General features: G+C 62.2%; 21 protein-coding genes. 14 read left to right on the top strand and 7 right to left on the bottom strand.

The annotated features are described in order from the left end of the window. Positions 1–1,459 (top strand): alpha-amylase family protein (locus VIM95_RS12395; protein WP_331986110.1); only part of this gene is annotated, 1,459 nt, incomplete at its 5' end. On the opposite strand, the gene VIM95_RS12400 is transcribed toward VIM95_RS12395, so the two are convergent. From VIM95_RS12400 to VIM95_RS12415, 4 genes are all read right to left on the bottom strand, one after another. Continuing rightward, the gene (locus VIM95_RS12400; protein WP_331986112.1) at positions 1,454–2,281 is read right to left on the bottom strand and encodes a ferritin-like domain-containing protein; all 828 of its coding nucleotides are present in this window, start codon (positions 2,279–2,281) and stop codon (positions 1,454–1,456) included. The two genes, VIM95_RS12395 and VIM95_RS12400, sit on opposite strands and share 6 nt — an antisense overlap. Then, entirely contained in the window at positions 2,281–2,553 is a 273-nt protein-coding gene (locus tag VIM95_RS12405; RefSeq protein WP_331986114.1) for a DUF1653 domain-containing protein, read from the bottom strand. Before VIM95_RS12405 ends, VIM95_RS12400 begins: the two co-directional genes overlap by 1 nt. 93 nt (positions 2,554–2,646) lie before the next feature. Continuing rightward, a complete protein-coding gene (locus VIM95_RS12410) occupies positions 2,647–3,795 on the bottom strand; it encodes a M14 family metallopeptidase (RefSeq protein ID WP_331986116.1) in 1,149 nt (382 codons plus the stop codon). A gap of 151 nt (positions 3,796–3,946) precedes the next feature. Then, entirely contained in the window at positions 3,947–4,627 is a 681-nt protein-coding gene (locus VIM95_RS12415) for a hypothetical protein (RefSeq protein WP_331986117.1), read from the bottom strand. Positions 4,628–4,922: 295 nt separating this feature from the next. On the opposite strand from VIM95_RS12415, the gene ggt reads away from it, so the two are divergent. Next, positions 4,923–6,677, top strand: coding sequence for a gamma-glutamyltransferase (ggt, locus tag VIM95_RS12420; protein ID WP_331986118.1), 1,755 nt, complete (start codon positions 4,923–4,925; stop codon positions 6,675–6,677). On the opposite strand, the gene VIM95_RS12425 is transcribed toward ggt, so the two are convergent. From VIM95_RS12425 to VIM95_RS12435, 3 genes are read right to left on the bottom strand one after another with little or no spacing between them, the layout of a single operon-like run. Next, positions 6,671–7,138: a GNAT family N-acetyltransferase gene (locus tag VIM95_RS12425; protein WP_331986119.1), complete on the bottom strand. Its 468-nt coding sequence runs from the start codon at positions 7,136–7,138 to the stop codon at positions 6,671–6,673. The two genes, ggt and VIM95_RS12425, sit on opposite strands and share 7 nt — an antisense overlap. Beyond that, complete coding sequence (locus tag VIM95_RS12430; protein WP_331986120.1) at positions 7,135–7,536, bottom strand: YchJ family protein; 402 nt, start codon at positions 7,534–7,536, stop codon at positions 7,135–7,137. Before VIM95_RS12430 ends, VIM95_RS12425 begins: the two co-directional genes overlap by 4 nt. A gap of 51 nt (positions 7,537–7,587) precedes the next feature. Further along, positions 7,588–8,709 carry a cupin domain-containing protein gene (locus tag VIM95_RS12435; protein ID WP_331986121.1) on the bottom strand — a complete coding sequence of 374 codons (1,122 nt, stop codon included), beginning with the start codon at positions 8,707–8,709 and terminating at the stop codon, positions 7,588–7,590. Positions 8,710–8,800: 91 nt separating this feature from the next. On the opposite strand from VIM95_RS12435, the gene VIM95_RS12440 reads away from it, so the two are divergent. The 12 genes from VIM95_RS12440 to iscU all read left to right on the top strand — a co-directional run bounded on the left by VIM95_RS12440 (position 8,801) and on the right by iscU (position 19,098). Beyond that, on the top strand, positions 8,801–9,271 hold the full coding sequence (locus VIM95_RS12440) for a peroxiredoxin (protein WP_331986122.1): 471 nt from the start codon (positions 8,801–8,803) through the stop codon (positions 9,269–9,271). Positions 9,272–9,296: 25 nt separating this feature from the next. Further along, a complete protein-coding gene (locus VIM95_RS12445) occupies positions 9,297–9,782 on the top strand; it encodes a peptidylprolyl isomerase (protein ID WP_331986123.1) in 486 nt (161 codons plus the stop codon). A gap of 649 nt (positions 9,783–10,431) precedes the next feature. Next, positions 10,432–11,883 carry a cytochrome-c oxidase, cbb3-type subunit I gene (ccoN, locus tag VIM95_RS12450; protein WP_331986124.1) on the top strand — a complete coding sequence of 484 codons (1,452 nt, stop codon included), beginning with the start codon at positions 10,432–10,434 and terminating at the stop codon, positions 11,881–11,883. A gap of 18 nt (positions 11,884–11,901) precedes the next feature. Next, the gene (gene ccoO, locus VIM95_RS12455) at positions 11,902–12,516 is read left to right on the top strand and encodes a cytochrome-c oxidase, cbb3-type subunit II (protein ID WP_331986125.1); all 615 of its coding nucleotides are present in this window, start codon (positions 11,902–11,904) and stop codon (positions 12,514–12,516) included. 53 nt (positions 12,517–12,569) lie between these two features. Next, positions 12,570–12,740 carry a CcoQ/FixQ family Cbb3-type cytochrome c oxidase assembly chaperone gene (locus VIM95_RS12460; protein ID WP_331986126.1) on the top strand — a complete coding sequence of 57 codons (171 nt, stop codon included), beginning with the start codon at positions 12,570–12,572 and terminating at the stop codon, positions 12,738–12,740. Next, on the top strand, positions 12,737–13,663 hold the full coding sequence (gene ccoP / locus VIM95_RS12465; protein ID WP_331986127.1) for a cytochrome-c oxidase, cbb3-type subunit III: 927 nt from the start codon (positions 12,737–12,739) through the stop codon (positions 13,661–13,663). The genes VIM95_RS12460 and ccoP overlap by 4 nt, the downstream gene beginning before the upstream one ends. Before the next feature lie 153 nt (positions 13,664–13,816). Next, positions 13,817–15,268, top strand: coding sequence for a cytochrome c oxidase accessory protein CcoG (ccoG, locus tag VIM95_RS12470; RefSeq protein WP_331986128.1), 1,452 nt, complete (start codon positions 13,817–13,819; stop codon positions 15,266–15,268). An 84-nt stretch (positions 15,269–15,352) separates the two neighbouring features. Continuing rightward, positions 15,353–15,859, top strand: a complete 507-nt coding sequence (locus VIM95_RS12475) for a FixH family protein (RefSeq protein WP_331986129.1) — start codon at positions 15,353–15,355, stop codon at positions 15,857–15,859. A 129-nt stretch (positions 15,860–15,988) separates the two neighbouring features. Next, the gene (gene cysE / locus VIM95_RS12480) at positions 15,989–16,741 is read left to right on the top strand and encodes a serine O-acetyltransferase (protein WP_331986130.1); all 753 of its coding nucleotides are present in this window, start codon (positions 15,989–15,991) and stop codon (positions 16,739–16,741) included. A gap of 74 nt (positions 16,742–16,815) precedes the next feature. After that, positions 16,816–17,307: a Fe-S cluster assembly transcriptional regulator IscR gene (gene iscR / locus VIM95_RS12485; protein ID WP_331986131.1), complete on the top strand. Its 492-nt coding sequence runs from the start codon at positions 16,816–16,818 to the stop codon at positions 17,305–17,307. A 113-nt stretch (positions 17,308–17,420) separates the two neighbouring features. Further along, positions 17,421–18,629, top strand: coding sequence for an IscS subfamily cysteine desulfurase (locus VIM95_RS12490; RefSeq protein ID WP_331986132.1), 1,209 nt, complete (start codon positions 17,421–17,423; stop codon positions 18,627–18,629). 85 nt (positions 18,630–18,714) lie between these two features. After that, the gene (iscU, locus tag VIM95_RS12495; RefSeq protein WP_331986133.1) at positions 18,715–19,098 is read left to right on the top strand and encodes a Fe-S cluster assembly scaffold IscU; all 384 of its coding nucleotides are present in this window, start codon (positions 18,715–18,717) and stop codon (positions 19,096–19,098) included.

Here is a 19,098-nt window from a genome sequence, read left to right on the forward strand (position 1 = left end):
CACCCGACCAGTGCTTGACCCGACATACCGAGCCAGCGGCCACGCCGTTGCCGGTGACGTGTTTGTCCACCTGTTCGAGTGGAAGTGGACCGACGTGGCACGCGAATGCGAGACCCAGCTGGCCCCCGCCGGCTACAAGGCGGTGCAGATCTCCCCGCCGCAGGAAGATATCCAGGGTACCGCCTGGTGGACCCGCTACCAGCCGGTCAGCTACAGCATTGCGCTCAGCCGCTCGGGTACCCAGGCAGAGTTCGTCGACATGGTCAACCGCTGCAAGGCCGTCGGTGTAGGCATCTATGCCGACGCCGTCATCAACCACATGACGGCCGGCAGCGGCACCGGTCGCAATGGCACCGTCTACAGCAAGTACAACTACCCTGGACTCTACGCCCAGAGCGACTTCCACAGCACCTGCAGCGTCAGCAACTACCAGGATGCTACCAATGTGCAAGACTGCGAGCTCTCTGGCCTGGCCGACCTCAATACCGGCTCGGCTACCGTGCAACAGAAGCTGGCGGACTATCTGCTGAGCCTCGCTCGGCTCGGCGTGGCCGGTTTCCGGCTGGATGCCGCCAAGCATATCCAGCCGGTAGAGTTGAACGCCATCCTCGCCAAGGTCAACCAGACGCTGACCAGCGAGGGCAGGGCACTGCCTTACTATTTCGCCGAGGTGATCGATCCGGGTACCGAGGCGGTCAAGGCGCGCGACTACTTCGGCCTGGGCTATGCCAGCGGTGGGGCGACCGATATCACCGAATTCAAGTACCGCGGCGTGGGCGACAAATTCCTGGGGGCCGGCGGCCAGAAGCTGGCCCAGCTCAACCCGACCGGCGCTACCGGCAGCCAGTTCTCAGAAGCTGCCTGGAACATCATGCCCAGCGACAAGGCGGTGGTTTTTCTCGAAAACCACGATACCCAGCGCCAAAGCGGTATTTCCTACCGCGACGGCATGAGCTACCGGCTGGCCAACGTCTGGATGCTGGCCACGCCCTATGGTTACCCCTCGGTCATGTCGAGCTATGCCTTTGACCGTAGCACCCAGCTAGGGCGGGATATGGGGCCGCCGCTGACCACCACCGGCTGCGCGGTGAATCTGGAGACCGCCAATGTGGGCCAATGGGTGTGCGAGCACCGCGATCCCTATATCGCCAGCATGGTAGCCTTCCGCCGCGAGGTGGCGGCTACCCCGGTGGCCAACTGGTGGGACAACGGTGGCAATGCCATCGCCTTCTCGCGCGGCAATCTGGGCTTTGTGGCGATCAACCGCGAAGTGACCGACGTGAACCGCAGCTTTGCCACCGGCCTGCCGGCGGGCGACTACTGCGACATCCTGACCGGCGGCAAGGTCGGCCCCGGTCTGTGTGGTGGGCGCCTGGTAAAGGTGGACGGCGCAGGTCAGGCCAGCCTGAGCCTGACCGGTAACAGTGCCGTGGCGCTGCGCGCCTCGGTCAAGCTATAGGGGGGTGTCTGCGGCCGCGCCGGTCATGGCGTAGCGTCGCAGCGCTTCCAGTTCCGCTTCTTCAAAGCCCGCCTTCAGGCGGGCTTCGACATTCAGTTCGCCAATATTACGGGGCGCGTCAAAGGCGTGCAGATACTGGCGGAAGGTGCTGACCGGCTCCAGGCCGCGCTGCGTGCACAGCCAGCGGAACCAGCGGTTGCCCACGGCCACATGGCCCACCTCGTCGCGGAAGATGATATCCAGTATGGCTACCGCTGCCGGGTCGCCAGCGGCCTGCAATCTGGCCTGCATGCCGGGCGTCACGTCCAGTCCGCGCGCCTCCAAGAGACGCGGTACCAAGGCCATACGGACCAAGACATCACCGGCGGTCTTCTCGGCCATGGCCCAGAGGCCGTTATGGGCCAGAAAGTCACCGTATTGGTAGCCCAGCGTGGCCAGATGGTCGGCCAACAGGCGGTAGTGGCCGGCCTCTTCGGCCGCCACACGCAGCCAGTCGGCGTAGTAGTCGTGCGGCATGCCGGCAAAGCGCCCTGCCGCATCCAGTGCCAGGTTGATGGCATTGAACTCGATATGGGCAATCGCATGGATCATGGCCGCGCGGCCCTCCAGGCTGCCCAGCTTGCGGTGCGGCACCTCGCTCGGCTGTACCAGCCGGGGCGAGGCTGGGCGGCCTGCTTGCAGGGCAGGGCCGTCGGCCGTGCCGGTGGGGGCCAGCTCGTCAGCCTGCCAGGCCTGCCACAGCGCGCGGGCGGCCTCGACCTTGGCGTCCGGCTCGCTCAAGGCCAGGGCTGCCTGCACGGCTGGGTAGAGCGGCCCCGTCATCAGCCGGCTTTCAAAGCTCGCCGTGCTGCCTTGGCAGCATTGACCATGGCTTGTGCCGCCTCACGGTCACCACGCTGGGCAGCTTCTACCGTCTCGGTACTCACCGGGCTGAAGCGCGCCTCGAACTCCTTGCGGTCGCGCACCCACAGGCCAGGCTCAAAGGGCCACAGGTGTTCGTAGATCACTACTTCGCGGTCGGTATCGGCCGACATGGCGTGCGCGACAAAGCGGTACAGGCCGCCATCCATATGGCGGTAGTGGACTTGGGACATGGGGTGATCCGAGGGTTGCGAGGGAAAGGATTTTACTTCGGCCTGGGGGCATGAAAAAAGCGGCCCGCGGGCCGCTCTTTCCCAGGCTACGTATCAGCGGGTCTGGTCGATCACCTGCAGGATCGGCAGCAGCACGCCGGCGCCAAGCTTCTTGGAGCGCTCGCCGCTCCAGCCGTACTCCTCGTCCGGCAGGTTGGCGTTGTCCTTGAACGGCATCTCGATGGTGTAGGAAAGGCAGCTGAACTGCTGGCCCACCCAGTTGGTAGCCAGGGTCAGGTTGGCCTGGCCCGGTTCGTCCTTCTCATAGCCATGTACGTCCTGGAAGTCCGGCGAGGTAGCAATCCAGGCCGCCTTGAAGGCTTCTTCCAGCTTGTGCAGGCGGTCGTTGTAGTTGGGGTTGCCTTCGCAGCCTGCCACGAAGTTATAGGGCCGTGCCTCATCGCCATGGGCGTCCAGGAAGAGGTCAACGCCGGTCTCCAGCATTTTCTGGCGGACCAGGTAGACCTCGGGGGAGCGCTCCAGCGTCGGGGTCTGCCATTCGCGGTTGAGGTTGGCGCCCGCCGCATTGGTGCGCAGATTGCCGCGGGCAGCACCGTCCGGGTTCATATTGGGCACCACGTGGAAAATGCACTTGTCGAGCAACACCCGGCTGATCGGGTCGTCGCCGTCCAGCAGGCGCTCCAGAAAGCCCTCGGCAAACCATTCCGCCATGGTTTCGCCCGGGTGCTGGCGGCCAATCAGCCAGACCTTCTTCTTGTGGCTCTCGGGCGTGGCGCTCTCCTGGTCGGTGATGCGCAGCAGGGTCATGTCGCGGCCATCCAGGGTGCTGCCCAGGTGCTCGACCTCGACCTTGTCCGATTCGCTGGCAAAGCCGATCAGGTCCAGGTGGCGCTCGTAGGAGTAGGGCTCGAAGTAGGCGAAGTAGAGGCTGTTGGTGAAGGGTGTCACCGAGGCGCTCATGACCTGGCCGTCGAATTCGGTCGGGATGCGGAACCAGTGCTGGCGGTCATAGCTCGCCACGACCCGGTAACCATTCCAGTCCGGGTAGGCGCTGCTGCCCGCGTTCAGGAAGCGGACGGTCACCGGCAGGCCGGCGGCGCCCTGCAGGCGGAAGTGGAACCACTGGGCAAACTCGCTGGCATTGTCCGGCTTGATCTTGAGCTGGATGTCGCGATGGTCGGCCAGGCTGACGACCTCGATGGAGCCGGAATCGAAGGAGGTGGAGATATGCAGTTTGGTCATGGGGGCACTCTGGGCAGGGCAGGCCACTAGAGGGCCTGCGCGGACTGTAGACCGGTCAATTCTAACCAAGCCCGCGCCTGCCTGCCGGGGAATCCATCATGGCGATGGCCTGACCGGCTTGCCGGGCAGCGTGGCGCCGCCCGGCAAGCATCTAGTCAAGCAGAGAAAAGGTCAGCGGCACCTGCACGCTGCGCGTCGAGCCCTGGCCGGCGCACTTTAGCTTGCGCAGGCTGGACAGCACGCTGCTCTCCATGGCTCGGCTGGCGTAAGCATTGCTGCTTTGGATGATATGCGGGCTGCTGATCTCGCCGGCGGCCCCCACGGTCAGCTCTGCCACCATGTCAAAACGCTGGATGCCGCGGGTGTCAAAATCCGCCCGCATCGCAATCAGGGGGAGTTTGTCTGCCAGCAGGTCACGTATCTCCAGGTAGTTGCTGCAAGCCGCACTGGCGGTCAGCGGCGTGGTCTGGGCAAGGGGAACGGCGGTGTTGCCTAGTCCTGCAGGTTCGCCGGCCGCTTCGGTCAGGTGGGGCGTTGCAGGGTCGAGAGAGGGCCTGTCGATCGGCGTATCCCTGCTGGTCGGCGTCGGTAGATCCACCGCCGGCATCGCCGGTGACTTGGTCTGTTTAGGCTCTAGCTTGGTGACCGGTGGCTCCGGGCGAGGAGGCTCCTTCACCGTGGTGACCGTCAGCGGCGGCGGGTCGGCCAGCTGGAGCTGACCGCTGTGCAGCCCATGCACGAGGCCATAGACAAGGGCGGCGTGCAGCAACACGACCAGAGCGACATTGCCGAGATGGCGCTGGGGTGCAGGGTTGGTGTTGGTGAATTCCATATCGTATTACCCTCCTGGCTTATTGCGCTTGATGCAGGCTCGGGGCGCTCGCCCCGGCCACTCGGCTGCCGGGCATGCCGCTTGCCACGGCAGTGATGTTCAAGCTAGCAAGCGACGGCGTGCTTGGCCATTGGCGGCGCATAGGGCTCTAAGTGGTCTGCCGGAGGTTTGCCACATAAGTGCGGTTAATTGACCATGCTGGCGGGCCATATGCTCACCGGCCGCTTTAAACCGGTTATAAATCGAGCTTGGCCATGTCCGCGTTGAACGACGGGCAGGCCGGAGGAGATGAATCATGGCTGCATCCTTGTCCATGGCGCTGCGTCGCGCCCTGACGGCCTGCCTGAGCTTGGCGCTCTGGCTGGGTCCACCCCTGGCCTGGGCCGACAGTGCACCGGCGCCGATCAAGTACGACCTTTCCTACGATATCTTCCACGCGGTCGAGGCCCGTCAGGGCATGGTGGTCTCGGAGCAGGCCATCGCCAGTCAGGTGGGCGTGGACATACTCAAGCGCGGTGGTAATGCGGTGGACGCGGCGGTGGCGGTCGGCTTTGCGCTGGCCGTGGTATTGCCGCAGGCCGGCAATCTGGCGGGGGGCGGCTTTATGCTGGTGCACGATGCCAGGACGGGCAAGACCGTCGCCGTGGATTTTCGCGAGATGGCGCCGCGCGCTGCCTATCGCGATATGTATCTCGATAGCCAGGGCAGGGTAGTGCCCGGCCGTTCGCTCTTCACTCACCTCGCCAGCGGCGTGCCCGGTACGGTGGCGGGTTTGGCGCAGACCCTGGATAAGTATGGCAGCCTCAAGCTCCCCGAGGTGATTGCACCGGCCATCAAACTGGCGCGCAACGGCTATATCGTCAGCCCCGAGCTCGCAGATCATTTGGCCGCGGCTTCCGAGCGGTTGGGTCGCTGGCCGGCCAGCCGTGCCGTCTTCTTCAAGGGTGATAAGCCATTGCAAGCAGGTGATCGCCTGGTGCAGAACGACCTGGCCCGTACCCTGGCGGAGCTGTCGCGGCATGGTGAGCAAGCCTTCTACAAGGGGACCATCTCCCGTCAGATCGTTGCCGAGATGGCGCGCCAAGGTGGGCTGATCACCGCTGACGACCTGGCAGGCTACAAGGTGGTGGAGCGTGAACCGGTGCATGGCAACTACCGCGGCTACGAGGTGCTGTCCATGCCGCCACCCAGCTCGGGCGGTGTGCATATCATCCAGATGCTCAATCTGCTGGAGCGCTACCCACTGCGCGAATATGGCTCAGGCAGTGCGCAGCTGCTGCATCTGGAAGCCGAGGCCATGAAGCTCGCCTATGCCGACCGCGCCGAGTACCTGGGTGACCCGGATTTCAGCAAGGTGCCGGTCCAGGGGCTCACCTCACGCGCCTACGCGGACGAACTGGCCAAGCGTATCGACCCCGACCATGCCATGCCCTCGGCGCAGATCAAGCCGGGCAAGCCCCAGCCCTACGAGAGCGAGCAGACCACCCACTACTCGGTGCTGGACAAGGACGGCAATGTGGTCAGCGTGACCTATACGCTCAATCTGCCATTCGGCAGTGGCATCGTGGTGCCGGGCACTGGCATGCTGCTCAATAACGAGATGGACGACTTCTCGGCCAAGCCCGGCGTACCGAATGCCTTTGGCCTGGTGGGTGGGGAGGCGAACGCCGTGGCGCCGCTCAAGCGGCCGCTGTCCTCCATGTCGCCTACTCTGGTGCTCAAGGATGGCAAGCCCTGGCTGGTGACCGGCAGCCCAGGCGGCAGTCGCATCATCACCACGGTCTTGCAGACCTTGATCAATACCATCGATTTCGACATGGGGCCGGCCGGCGCCGCTGCCACGCCACGCATCCATCACCAGTGGCTGCCGGACGAGCTGGGCGTCGAGCGCGGGGTGAGCCCGGACACCATCAAGCTCTTGCAACAGAAGGGGCACAAGGTGGTGGTGAAGCGCGCCTTTGGCCGCACCCAGACCATACAGGTGTTGCCGGAAGGCTTGTATGGCTATGCCGACCCACGCAACCCGGACGGGGGCGCGGCGGGTTACTGAACAGGACGGGCGGTTTGCATATCGCGCCGGTAGCGGACAAAGCCACGCTTGCGGTCACCCTGATAGCCCTGGGCGGCGAAAAAGCGGTGGGCATCGACGCGGCTGGCGTTGCTGAGCAGCATGATCTTGGAGCAATTCCGCGCCAGACAGCGCCGGTCTATCTCTTCGAACAGGTGTCTACCCAACCCCTGTCCGCGCGCCTCAGCGGCGACGACCACGTTCTCGACCAAGGCATAGGGCTGCTCGGCGTACATGGCGTCGCGGAAGAACAGCAGGTGGGCGGTGGCCAACAGCTCACCAGCCCGTTCCAGAACCAGCAGAGCATGGTCCGGGTGCGCCGCCAGCTCGGCCAGCCGTTCCGGCAGCACCCGGATAGCCGGGTCGTCCACCAGTTCGCGGTAGCGCTGCGTCAGCGAGTCCGCATCGGCCGGCAGGGCGATGCGAATGACGGTACCGATCATTCCTCGACCGCGCCATCCAGATAGACCCAGCGGCCCTTGAGCCGGACAAAGCGGCTCTTCTCGGTCAGCTTGGCGGCCTTGCCGCCGATCTTGTACTTGGCGACGAATTCCACCGTACCTTCATCATCATCAGGCCCGCCGGCCTCGTGACCCAGGATGGTCAGGCCTACCCATTTGGCCGAGTCGTCCTTGAGGTCCAGCTCGCTCGGGCGGGTATCCGGGTGCCAGCTATAGAGCAGGTAGTCCGCCTTCTTCATGACGTAGGCGGCATAGCGCGAACGCATCAGCGCCTCGGGCGTCTTGGGGTTTTCCTTCTCCATGTGCAGCATAAAGCAGCATTCTTTGTAGGGTTTGCCGCTGCCGCAGGGGCAGTCGCTGGGGAATTCATGTTTGGCCATGGTGTCTCGGGCTCGGGTAGGGCGGCGGCCTGGGCCGCTGCCATCAAGGGATCAAAGGTTACCGGGCTGCAGGTAGCCGTACTCGTAACAGATATGCAGGGCGGTCAGTACTTCGGGCGGGTATTTGCCGGGGGGCAGCTGCCGCTGGTTGGCCAACTGGCGCAGGGTAGGCCAGGCGGCGGGGTCGGCATCCAGCGTATCGCCGTTGATATAGAGCTGGCCTTCGTCGAACAGCATCACCGACTTCAGGTCCAGCATCACCCCCTCCTTGGCCACGGCGCGGCCAAAGGCGGCCTCGCTGAGCTCGTCCTCCGGGCTGTCATAGAAGACATGGGCCTTGGGTTCGCTGAAATAGCGGCCGATAAAGTCACGCACCGTTGCGTCGTCCCAACTGATGCCACGCAAGAGGCTGGCAACGCGGGCAACAAACTCATCCGGTACCCGGGCCGGGTCGCTTGCGAGCCGGAGGTCGGGGTCGGAATAGAGGCCGTCGAGCTCGATCCGGTCGCGCAGGAAGTCCAGGAAGGCGCCACCCAGCTCCTGGGCAGACGGAGCGCGGAAACCAATGGACCAGGTCTGGCCGGGCTCCAGTGCCACGCCCTCGTGGGCGTACTTGGGCGGCAGATAGAGCATGTCGCCATGCTCCAGCACCCATTCCTCTTCGGGTACGAAGCGCTCCAGTATCTTGAGCGGAGCATCCTCGACCAGGGCCAGATCGGTCTGCGAGGAGATGCGCCAGCGTTTTTTTCCCCCGACCTGCAACAGGAACACGTCATAGCTGTCGAAGTGGGGCCCAACGCCGCCACCGGCCGGGGCGTAGCTGATCATCAGGTCATCGAGCCGCACATGCGGGATAAAGTCGAAGCGGTACAGCAACTGGGCTGCAAAGGGGATGTGGTGGTTGACGTTCTGCACCAGCACGGTCCAGTCTCCTTCTGCCAGGCGCTTGAAGCGACTGGGGCGGAAGGGGCCGGATTCGCAGGACCAGTGGCCGTCCTGCAGTTCGATCAGGCGGGATTCGACGTCTTCCTGCTGGGCCAGCGCCTGCAGGTCGGCCAGTTGCGGCAACCAGTCGAATTGGGTGACGGCCTGACGGATCAGCAGTGGTTTTTTCTGCCAATATTCGGCTAGAAACTGCTCAGCGGTCAGATTCCCGAGTGGCGGATTAGGCATGTGAGCTATATAGGGAAAAAGTGTGTTGGGGCGGATTATCTCATCCAGCGCCCGGCCACGCAGCAGGAGGTGTTTCGCAGGAGGTGTTTCTATGCTGGATACCGGCGTGCCCGCGCCCGATTTCGAGCTGCCCGACGCCGCCATGGATATGGTGCGGCTTTCGGATTTCCGCGGCGAAAAACAGGTGGTGCTGTACTTCTATCATCGCGACGATGATCCCGGCTGCACGATAGAAGCAATCGAATTTTCCGACCTGGCGGAGCGCTTTGCCCGCCTGGGTGCTGTGGTATTGGGCGTCAGCCTGGACGATCCGCTCTGCCATGAGGCCTTCCGCGACAAGCATGGCCTTCTGGTCAGGTTGCTGTCGGACAGCGAGACGGAAGTTTCACGCAGTTACCATACTCTGCGGGAATCCGAGCGCAATGGCGTGGTAAAATTCGGCACCATCCGGTCGACTTTCATCGTCGACCGCACCGGCACCTTGCGCCACGCCCTGTACAACGTTGCACCGCGGGGCCATGCCGCGCAGGTGCTACAACTTATCCAGCAACTCGACGCCTAGGCGTCTCCCCCCAAGGAAATCCCTCATGGAAATCACCAAGAACTCGGTAGTCGCACTGCAGTACGAAATGTTCGATGCCGCTGGCGAACTGCTTGATCAGACCCAGGCCGATGAGCCCATGGTCTACCTGCATGGTGGCTATGATGGCATCTTCCCCGTGGTTGAAGAGGCACTGCACGGTAAGAAGGTGGGCGACAAGATCGATGTCACCATGGAGCCGGACGACGCTTTCGGCGAGTACGACGCCGAACTGGTGCGCATCGAGCCGCAGGATGTGTTCCCCGAGGAAATCGAAGTCGGCATGATGTTCGAGGCCGATGATCCGGAAAGCGGCGATGTGATGTTGTTCACTGTGACCGAGATTGCTGATGGCAAGGTTGTGGTGGATGGCAACCACCCGCTGGCCGGCAAGCGCCTGCGCTTTGTTGCCACCGTGGCCGAAGTGCGCGCCGCCAGCGCCGAAGAACTGGCCCATGGCCATGTGCACGGCCCGCACGGCCACCATCACTAAGAAAGTGCTGCGAGCGCGTACGCCCGTCACCGCAACTCACCGCCCGGCATGGCCGGGCGCTTGAGGTTCCGGCAGTTCACGTTCTCCCCAGAGCGAATCCGTTCCCCCGCCCTTGCTGATGCGAATGGGCGGATTCTTTTTGAGCTTGTGTGAATTGCCGGAATGCCAGACGGCGAGCTGCGGCTCGCCGTTCTGCATTCTTGGCACTGCGCTTCTCTTGACTAAGATAAGTGCAGGGCTGGAGGAGGGCGCAGCGGCCGGGTATGGATGGAGGCTGAGTGTTTGCAATTGCGTATCGTTCTCGAATTATATCGTTGATACGCCGCAAACCCAGTGCCCAGGCGGGCTGTCGAGTAATTGCTCGATTGCCCGGCTTGCCATCTGGACGGTAAAATGCTGCGTTGCAGCAGCTTTCGACTGACTTTTATCGCCAAACAAACAATAGGCGCCCGTCAGGCGTAGGAGTTTGTTTGACGCATATCAAAGAGGGTTGCCTGCGGGGATTGCACACTCCGCGGCTGAGTCGGTCCACCGACCTATCCCTCACTAAGCCAAGACCGGCGCGGAGAGAAAAATCACGGCGACACGTTTCGCCGTGCGAGCCTCGTTTCCGGTCGAACCGGATTTTTTGAGTACTTCGGAGACTTCCATGCAAGCCAATTCTGCGCTTGAACCCCAGGGTGGGACGGAGACCTTCAACTATCGCGTGGTGCGGCAGTTCAGCGTCATGACGGTAGTGTGGGGCATCGTCGGTATGTTGATGGGGGTGATTATCGCCGCCCAGTTGGCCTGGCCCGAGCTGAACTTCGGTCCTTACTTCCACTTCGGTCGCCTGCGCCCCCTGCATACCAGTGCCGTGATCTTTGCCTTCGGCGGTTGCGCACTGTTTGCCACCTCCTACTACGTGGTTCAGCGTACCTCCGGTGTGCGCCTGTTCTCCGACAAGCTGGCCGCCTTTACCTTCTGGGGTTGGCAGCTGATCATCCTCTCGGTTGCCATCACCTATCCGCTGGGCATTACCGCCGGTAAGGAATACGCCGAGATGGAATGGCCGATCGCGCTGGCGATCGCTGTCGTCTGGGTTGCCTATGCCGTGGTGTTCTTCGGTACCTTGGCCAAGCGCAAGATCAAGCACATCTACGTGGCCAACTGGTTCTACGGTGCCTTCATCCTGGCCGTGGCCCTCTTGCACATCGTCAACCACCTCGCCGTGCCGGCCTCGCTGTGGAAGTCCTACCCAATCTACTCGGGTGCTGTGGATGCCATGGTCCAGTGGTGGTATGGCCACAACGCCGTGGGCTTCTTCCTGACCGCTGCCTTCCTTGGCATGATGTACTACTTCGTGCCCAAGCAGGCAGGTCGTCCGGTTTACTCCTACCGCCTCTCGGTAGTGCACTTCTGGGCGCTGGTCTTTACCTATATGTGGGCTGGTCCTCACCACCTGCACTACACCGCGCTGCCTGACTGGACCCAGTCGCTGGGCATGGTGTTCTCCCTTATCCTGCTGGCCCCGAGCTGGGGCGGCATGATCAACGGCATCATGACCCTGTCGGGCGCTTGGCATAAGCTGCGTACCGACCCGATCCTGAAGTTCCTGATCACCGCGCTGTCCTTCTACGGCATGTCCACCTTCGAAGGCCCGATGATGGCCATTAAGACGGTGAACGCGCTGAGCCACTACACCGACTGGACCATTGGCCACGTGCACTCCGGTGCGCTGGGTTGGGTGGCCATGATCACCATCGGTTCGATCTACTACCTGATCCCGCGTCTGTTCGGCCGCGAGAAGATGTACTCGATCCCCTTGATCGAAGCCCACTTCTGGATCGCTACCCTTGGCGTCGTGCTCTACATCGCCGCCATGTGGGTGGCCGGTGTGACCCAGGGCCTGATGTGGCGTGCTACCAATGCCGACGGCACCCTGACCTACGCCTTCATCGACTCGGTCAAAGCCACTCACCCCTACTATGTGGTTCGCCTGATCGGCGGCGCGCTGTACCTCTCGGGCATGTTCCTGATGGCTTACAACGTCATCCGCACCATCATGCAAGGCAAGGCCGTGGATGCTCCCGTGCCCGCCCTGCAGCCGGCCCACGCCTAATCAGATCCAGGAATCGTCATGGAAAAGGTCCAGAAACTGATTGAAGAGCACGTCGGCGCGCTGATCGTGTTCACCATCCTGACCATCAGTGTGGCTATGTTTGTTGAAATCCTGCCGCTGATGTTCTCCAAGTCCACCACCCAGCCCATTCCGGGGGTGAAGCCCTACAACGCCCTGCAGATGGTTGGCCGCGACATCTACGTCCGCGAAGGCTGCTACAACTGCCACTCGCAAATGATCCGCCCCTTCCGCGCAGAGACCGAGCGCTACGGTCACTACTCTGTCGCTGGCGAGTCGGTCTACGACCACCCGTTCCAGTGGGGCTCCAAGCGTACCGGTCCGGATCTGGCCCGCGTTGGTGGCCGCTACTCCGACGAATGGCACTTCGTGCACCTGATGAACCCGCGCGATGTGGTGCCCGAGTCCATCATGCCTGCCTTCCCGTGGCTGGCCGGTGCCAAGATCGACCCGGCGACCACCCAGGCCAATATGCGTGCTCAGCGCAAGGTCGGCGTGCCGTATACCGATGCCGACATTGCCGAAGCACCCAAGCTGGTGGAAGGCAAGACTGAGATGGATGCGGTGATTGCCTACCTGCAGGGCCTGGGCCTGGCGCTCAAGGGCATCCGCTGATGACTGGCCGGCAGTCTCCTGGGGCTGCCGGTGGTTGAGCGAGGATTTTCGTTATGGACATCAATTTGATTCGTATCGTCGTGACGCTGGCAGGTCTGGCCTGCTTTGTTGCGATAGCTGTATGGGCCTGGGGCAAGCCTGCCAAGGGGCGCTTCGACGAGGCAGCCATGCAGCCGATCAATGACGACGACCTGCCGCACGAGCAGGCACGGAGTGAAAAATGAGCGATTTTGTCAGCGATTTCTGGGGCTACTACATCGCCGCCTTGGTGGTGCTGTCGCTGTTCTGGCTCGGCTATGTATTGTGGACCCAGAGTCACCTGAAGCTGCCCAAGGGCGAAAAGGCCCAGGTGACCGGCCACAAGTGGGATGGTGACCTCGAGGAATACAACAATCCCTTGCCGCGTTGGTGGATGGGCCTCTTCTACATCACCATCGTGTTTGCCGTTGGCTACCTGGTGCTGTACCCCGGCATGGGTGCTTTCGCCGGGACCAAGGGCTGGACCTCGCAAGGCCAGTACCAGGAAGAATCGGCCGCCAAGGAAGCCGCGATCAAGCCGCTGTACGACAAGTACGTCGCCATCGATATCCCGACCCTGTCCAAGGATGAAGAGGCTCGTAAGTCTGGCCAGAGCCTGTTCCTGACCTACTGCATGCAGTGTCACGGTTCGGATGCACGCGGCGCCAAGGGCTTCCCGAATCTGACCGACAACGACTGGCTGTACGGCGGTTCGCCAGAGAAGATCCTTGAGACCATCAATGGTGGTCGCGGTGGCCAGATGCCGGCCTTCGGTGCCGCCTTCGGTGAAGAGAAGGTCAAGGACGTGGCCAACTACGTATTGAAGATCGCCAGCAAGAACTACGATGCAGTACGTGCCGGCCGCGGCGAAGAGACCTTCAAGCAGGTTTGCGTGGCTTGCCACCAGGCCGACGGCAAGGGTAGCCAGACCATCGGCGCACCCAATCTGACCGACAAGGTCTGGCTGTACGGCGGTAGCGAGCACACCATCATCGAGACCATCACCAACGGCCGCAAGAACCGCATGCCGGCCTGGAAGGAAGCGCTCGGCGACGGCAAGGTGCACCTCCTGGCTGCCTATGTGTACGGCCTTTCGCACAAGGAAGGCGCCGACAGCGCTGCCCAGTAAGTAGCAGGATGCGCGGGGCTTGCCCCGCGCTGCCAACAGGACTGCGACCAATGGTCGCGGCCCCGTTGGCGATGGGTCGAGGATAATTGACCCTATGAGACTGCTTCCGACAGCGCCCTCGCTGTCGAAAACCGTTTCCCCAGGCTTCCCGCCATGCCGCAATCGTTCAAGAACATCCCCATCAAGGTCGTGCCTGCCACGCCGGCTGAAACACCAGTCGAGATTGAGGAGGTGCTTCTCTACGAAAAGCACAAGAAGGTCTACCCGCGCTGGATCACCGGCCGCTTCACACAGTGGCGCTGGTTCTGGCTGGTGGCCACGCAGCTGTTCTTCTACGGCATGCCCTGGCTGGAGCTGCATGATAGACAGATGTTGCTGTTCGATCTCGTGCACCGGAAGTTCTACATCCTCGGCTTTATCTTCCTGCCGCAGGACTTCATCTACCTGACCGCACTGCTCTTGATGAGCGCCTTCGGGCTTTTTGTCTGGACCTCCATTGGTGGCCGGCTATGGTGCGGCTACTCTTGCCCGCAGACCGTCTACACCGAGATCTTCCTGTGGGTGGAAAAGTGGGTGGAGGGTGACCGTCTGGCGCGTATGAAGCTCGACAACGGTCCCATGAACCTGCGCCGGCTGCGTATCAAGTACACCAAGCATGCGATCTGGATCGTGATCGCACTCTGGACCGGCTTTACCTTCGTTGGTTATTTCACCCCCATTCGCGAGCTGAGCCAGTCGGTGCTGAACTGGCGTACCGGTCCTTGGGAAACCTTCTGGATCCTGTTCTACGCCTTCGCCACCTATGGCAATGCCGGCTGGATGCGCGAACAGGTGTGTAAGTACATGTGCCCCTACGCGCGCTTCCAGAGCGCCATGTTCGATCAGGACACGCTCTTGATCAGCTACGACGCCGAGCGCGGTGAGCCGCGCGGTAGTCGTCGCAAGGGCGAGGACTACAAGGCGGAAGGCAAGGGCGATTGCATCGATTGCAAGCTGTGTGTGCAGGTCTGCCCGGTCGGCATCGATATCCGCGACGGTCTGCAGTACGAATGCATTGCCTGCGGTGCCTGCATCGATGCCTGCGACAGCATCATGGACAAGATGGACTACCCGCGTGGTCTGGTGCGTTACACCACCGAGAACGCGCTGGCGCATAAATACCCGGAAAGCCAGATCGCCAACCACATCATCCGCCCGCGGGTGGTGCTCTATAGTGCCGTGCTGCTGATCGTGGCGGTGGCGGTGGTGCTGTCGCTGGTATTCAAGTCGCCGATCAAGGTCAATGTCTCACGCGACCGTAACACTCTGGTGCGTGAGACTGACGAAGGGCTCCTGGAAAACAGCTACCAGCTGCAGCTGCAGAACACCGACGAGGCCTCGCACCGCTTTGTGATCCGGGCCGACGGTCTGCCGGAGATGAAGGTGCTATCCGACCAGGGTGACATTGTCGAGGTGCCGGGCAATGGCGCTGCCGTGGTTGGGGTGCGGGTGCAGGTGGAACCGCAGTATGCAACCCGTGGTTCCAAGAAGATCTATTTCGAAGTCCAGGCTACCGACGACCTGACTCTCAAGGTCAGGGAGAAGTCGAGCTTTATAGGCCAGTAAAAACCGACGTCCTGGCCGCCTGGCGCGGCCGGATGGCTTTTCGCGTGGTCCCGCTACGGGCGTGCCGCGCAATGTGTGGAATCCATGAATACCCCCCTGAACAACCGCTGGTACCAGCAACCCGTCGTCTGGCTTTTCCTTACCCTGCTGGGCGTGACCGTCATCGCGTGTATTGGCCTGATGATCGTTGCCATCAAGAGTGACGATGGCCTGGTGGCCGATGACTACTACCAGCGTGGCAACGAGATCGGCAAGGACATCCTGCGCGACCGGCAGGCTGCCAAGCTGGGCCTCTCGGCCAAGCTGATGATCTCTGATGACGGCAAGACGGCCCGGCTGCTGCTGATCCCCATGCCGGCCGACCCCAATACCTTGACCCTGACTTTGTCTCATCCGACCAAGGCAGGCCCGGATCTTACGCTGCCGCTACGGGCGGGTGAGGACGGTATGTATAAGGGCAAGCTCGACGTCGGCCTGACTGGCGAACGCCTCCTCATTCGGCTTGATGATCCGCACGGCGGCTGGCGTCTGCGTGGCGAGGCCGGGTTGGGGCAGGGGGCTGCCGTGGACCTGCGCCCGGCCGGCCAGTAAGCCCGAGGCTCGCTGGGTGGCCGCCTCGCATCCATGGTGAGACAGGGGGCCTGACCGCAGTGCGCTTCCGCCTGGGGGAATAGTCGAGTAAAATGCTCGGCCTTTCCCAACGCTTCCCAAGAGCCCCTAATGTTTGCGCGCCTACGTGAAAACATTGCCGTCGTGTTCGATCGCGACCCCGCCGCCCGCTCGACTTGGGAAGTACTGACCTGTTACCCCGGCCTGCACGCCTTGACCTTCCACCAGTTGGCCAACGCCTTCTGGCGCAATGGCTTCAAGTGGCTGGGCCGCTTTACCTCGCATTGCAGCCGTTTTTTCACCGGCATCGAGATCCATCCCGGCGCCACCATAGGCCGCCGGGTGTTCATCGACCACGGCATGGGCATCGTGATCGGTGAGACCGCCGTGATCGGCGACGATTGCACGCTCTACCACGGCGTAACCCTGGGTGGTACCAGCTGGAACAAGGGCAAGCGCCACCCCACGCTGGAGCGCGGCGTCATCATCGGCGCCGGAGCCAAGGTGCTGGGGCCCATTACCCTGTTTGCCGGTGCCAAGGTCGGTTCCAATGCCGTCGTGGTCAAGGATGTGCCGCCCAATGCCACGGCGGTGGGCATTCCAGCCCGTATCGTTGCCGACGACGTCGCCCAGGCCCGCGAGGCCAATGCCGAGAAGATGGGCTTCTCCGCCTATGCCATCTCTTCCAAGATGGACGACCCGGTGGTCAAGGCCATCCATGGCCTGGTGGACCACAGCGCCAATATCGACGCACGTATCGAGCTGATCCTGGGCCGCTTGGAGAAGCTCGGCGTGGACTGCGCCGAGGAACGTGCGACGGCCGACAAGTTCGATCCCAACTATCTGAACCGAATTGTTGATTAAATTACTAAGGTATAAAACTTGACCAAAAAAGTCAGGTATTTTATCCTTGGGGCACTAACCAAGTAGGTGGGTTTATGCGTCTGACAACCAAAGGCCGCTTTGCGGTGACCGCGATGCTTGACCTGGCGCTGCGTGAGCAGAAGGGCCCGGTGACGCTGTCCGGTATTTCCGAGCGTCAGAACATTTCGCTGTCCTACCTGGAGCAGCTGTTTGGCAAGTTGCGCCGCAACAGCCTGGTGGATAGCGTGCGTGGCCCTGGCGGCGGCTACTGCCTGGCCCGTGCGGTGGCCGACATCTCGGTCGCGGACATCATCACCGCGGTGGATGAGCCGCTCGATGCCACCCAGTGCGGCGGCAAGGAAAACTGCCTGGAGGACAACAAGCGCTGCATGACGCACGACTTGTGGTCGGACCTCAATCGCACCATTTATGAATACCTGGCCTCGGTCACGCTCGCCGAGCTGATCGAGAAGCAGCGGGCCAAGTGCCCCAGTACGCAGGCCAGCAACGAGTGCAGCGTGCTGCATGACAAACGCAAGCATCCGGCCCAGCAAGTACCGGCCTGATTAGACAGAACAAAGAACAGAAGTAGACCGCGCTAGCAGCCGCTAGCCAAACAGAGGCCACGAGGCCCGCCTGATCCGTACCGGGCGTAGATGCATCGCATGGAGCGTAGTGAATGAAACTGCCGATTTACCTCGACTATTCCGCCACCACCCCGGTGGACCCACGTGTTGCCGAGCAGATGATCCCCTGGTTGACCGAGCAGTTCGGTAACCCGGCCAGCCGCTCGCACCCCTTTGGTTGGGCGGCGGAAGAGGCAGTGGAAAATGCGCGTGAGGAAGTGGCCAAGCTGGTCAACTGCGATGCCAAGGAAATCGTCTGGACCTCGGGTGCGACCGAATCGAACAACCTGGCCATCAAGGGTGCGGCCCACTTCTACAAGGATAAGGGCAAGCACCTGATCACCATGAAGACCGAGCACAAGGCTGTGCTCGACACCATGCGTGAGCTGGAGCGTGAGGGTTTCGAGGTCACCTACCTCAGCCCGCTGGAAAACGGTCTCGTAGATATGGAAGTGTTCAAGGCCTCGCTGCGCGAAGACACCATCCTTGTCTCCATCATGGCCGTGAACAACGAGATCGGCGTGGTGCAACCCATTGCCGAGATCGGCGAACTGCTGCGCGAGCGTGGCATCCTGTTCCACGTCGACGCCGCTCAGGCTACCGGCAAGATCGCCATCGACCTCGCCAGCCTCAAGGTCGACTTGATGAGCTTCTCGGCCCACAAGACCTATGGCCCCAAGGGTATCGGCGCACTGTACGTCCGCCGCAAGCCGCGTGTGCGGCTGGAAGCCCAGATGCACGGTGGCGGCCACGAGCGCGGTATGCGTTCCGGCACCCTGGCTACCCACCAGATCGTCGGTATGGGCGCCGCCTTCAAGATCGCCCGCGAAGAAATGGCTACCGAACTTGAGCGCATCCGTATGCTGCGTGACCGCCTCTGGAACGGCGTCTCCGGTATGGAGGAGGTCTACCTCAACGGCGACATGGACGCCCGTGTGCCGCACAACCTCAACGTGAGCTTCAACTACGTTGAGGGTGAGTCGCTGATCATGGCACTGAAGGACCTGGCCGTTTCGTCCGGCTCTGCCTGTACCTCGGCTTCACTGGAACCTTCCTATGTGCTGCGCGCCCTGGGCCGCAACGACGAGCTGGCTCACTCCTCGATCCGCTTCACCATCGGCCGTTTCACCACCGTGGAAGACATCGACTACGCCGTGAAGCTGATCCACGAAAAGATCGGCAAGCTGCGTGAACTGAGCCCCTTGTGGGACATGTTCAAAGAGGGCATCGACCTCAATACCGTGCAGTGGGCTGCACACTGAGCCGGCTGTAAGCCGGACCGTGCCCAGACCGGGCACCCTGAATTCAAAAGACGGAACATCTGGGGTTCCGCTAAGGAGTTAGAAAATGGCATACAGCGACAAGGTCATCGACCACTACGAAAATCCGCGTAACGTGGGTTCCTTTGAAAAAGGCGACGACACGGTAGGTACCGGTATGGTGGGTGCGCCCGCCTGCGGCGACGTGATGAAGCTGCAGATCAAGGTGGGCGCCGGCGGCGTGATCGAAGACGCCAAGTTCAAGACCTACGGCTGCGGCTCGGCCATTGCATCGAGCTCGCTGATCACTGAATGGGTCAAGGGCAAGACGCTGGACGAGGCGATGTCGATCAAGAACACCCAAATCGCCGAAGAACTGGCGCTGCCGCCGGTGAAGATCCACTGCTCCATCCTGGCCGAGGACGCCATCAAGGCGGCCGTGGCTGACTACAAGGCCAAGCACGAGGGCTGA

Origin of the sequence: Chitinimonas sp. (assembly GCF_036568685.1) — a bacterium.
Lineage (GTDB): Bacteria > Pseudomonadota > Gammaproteobacteria > Burkholderiales > Chitinimonadaceae > Chitinimonas.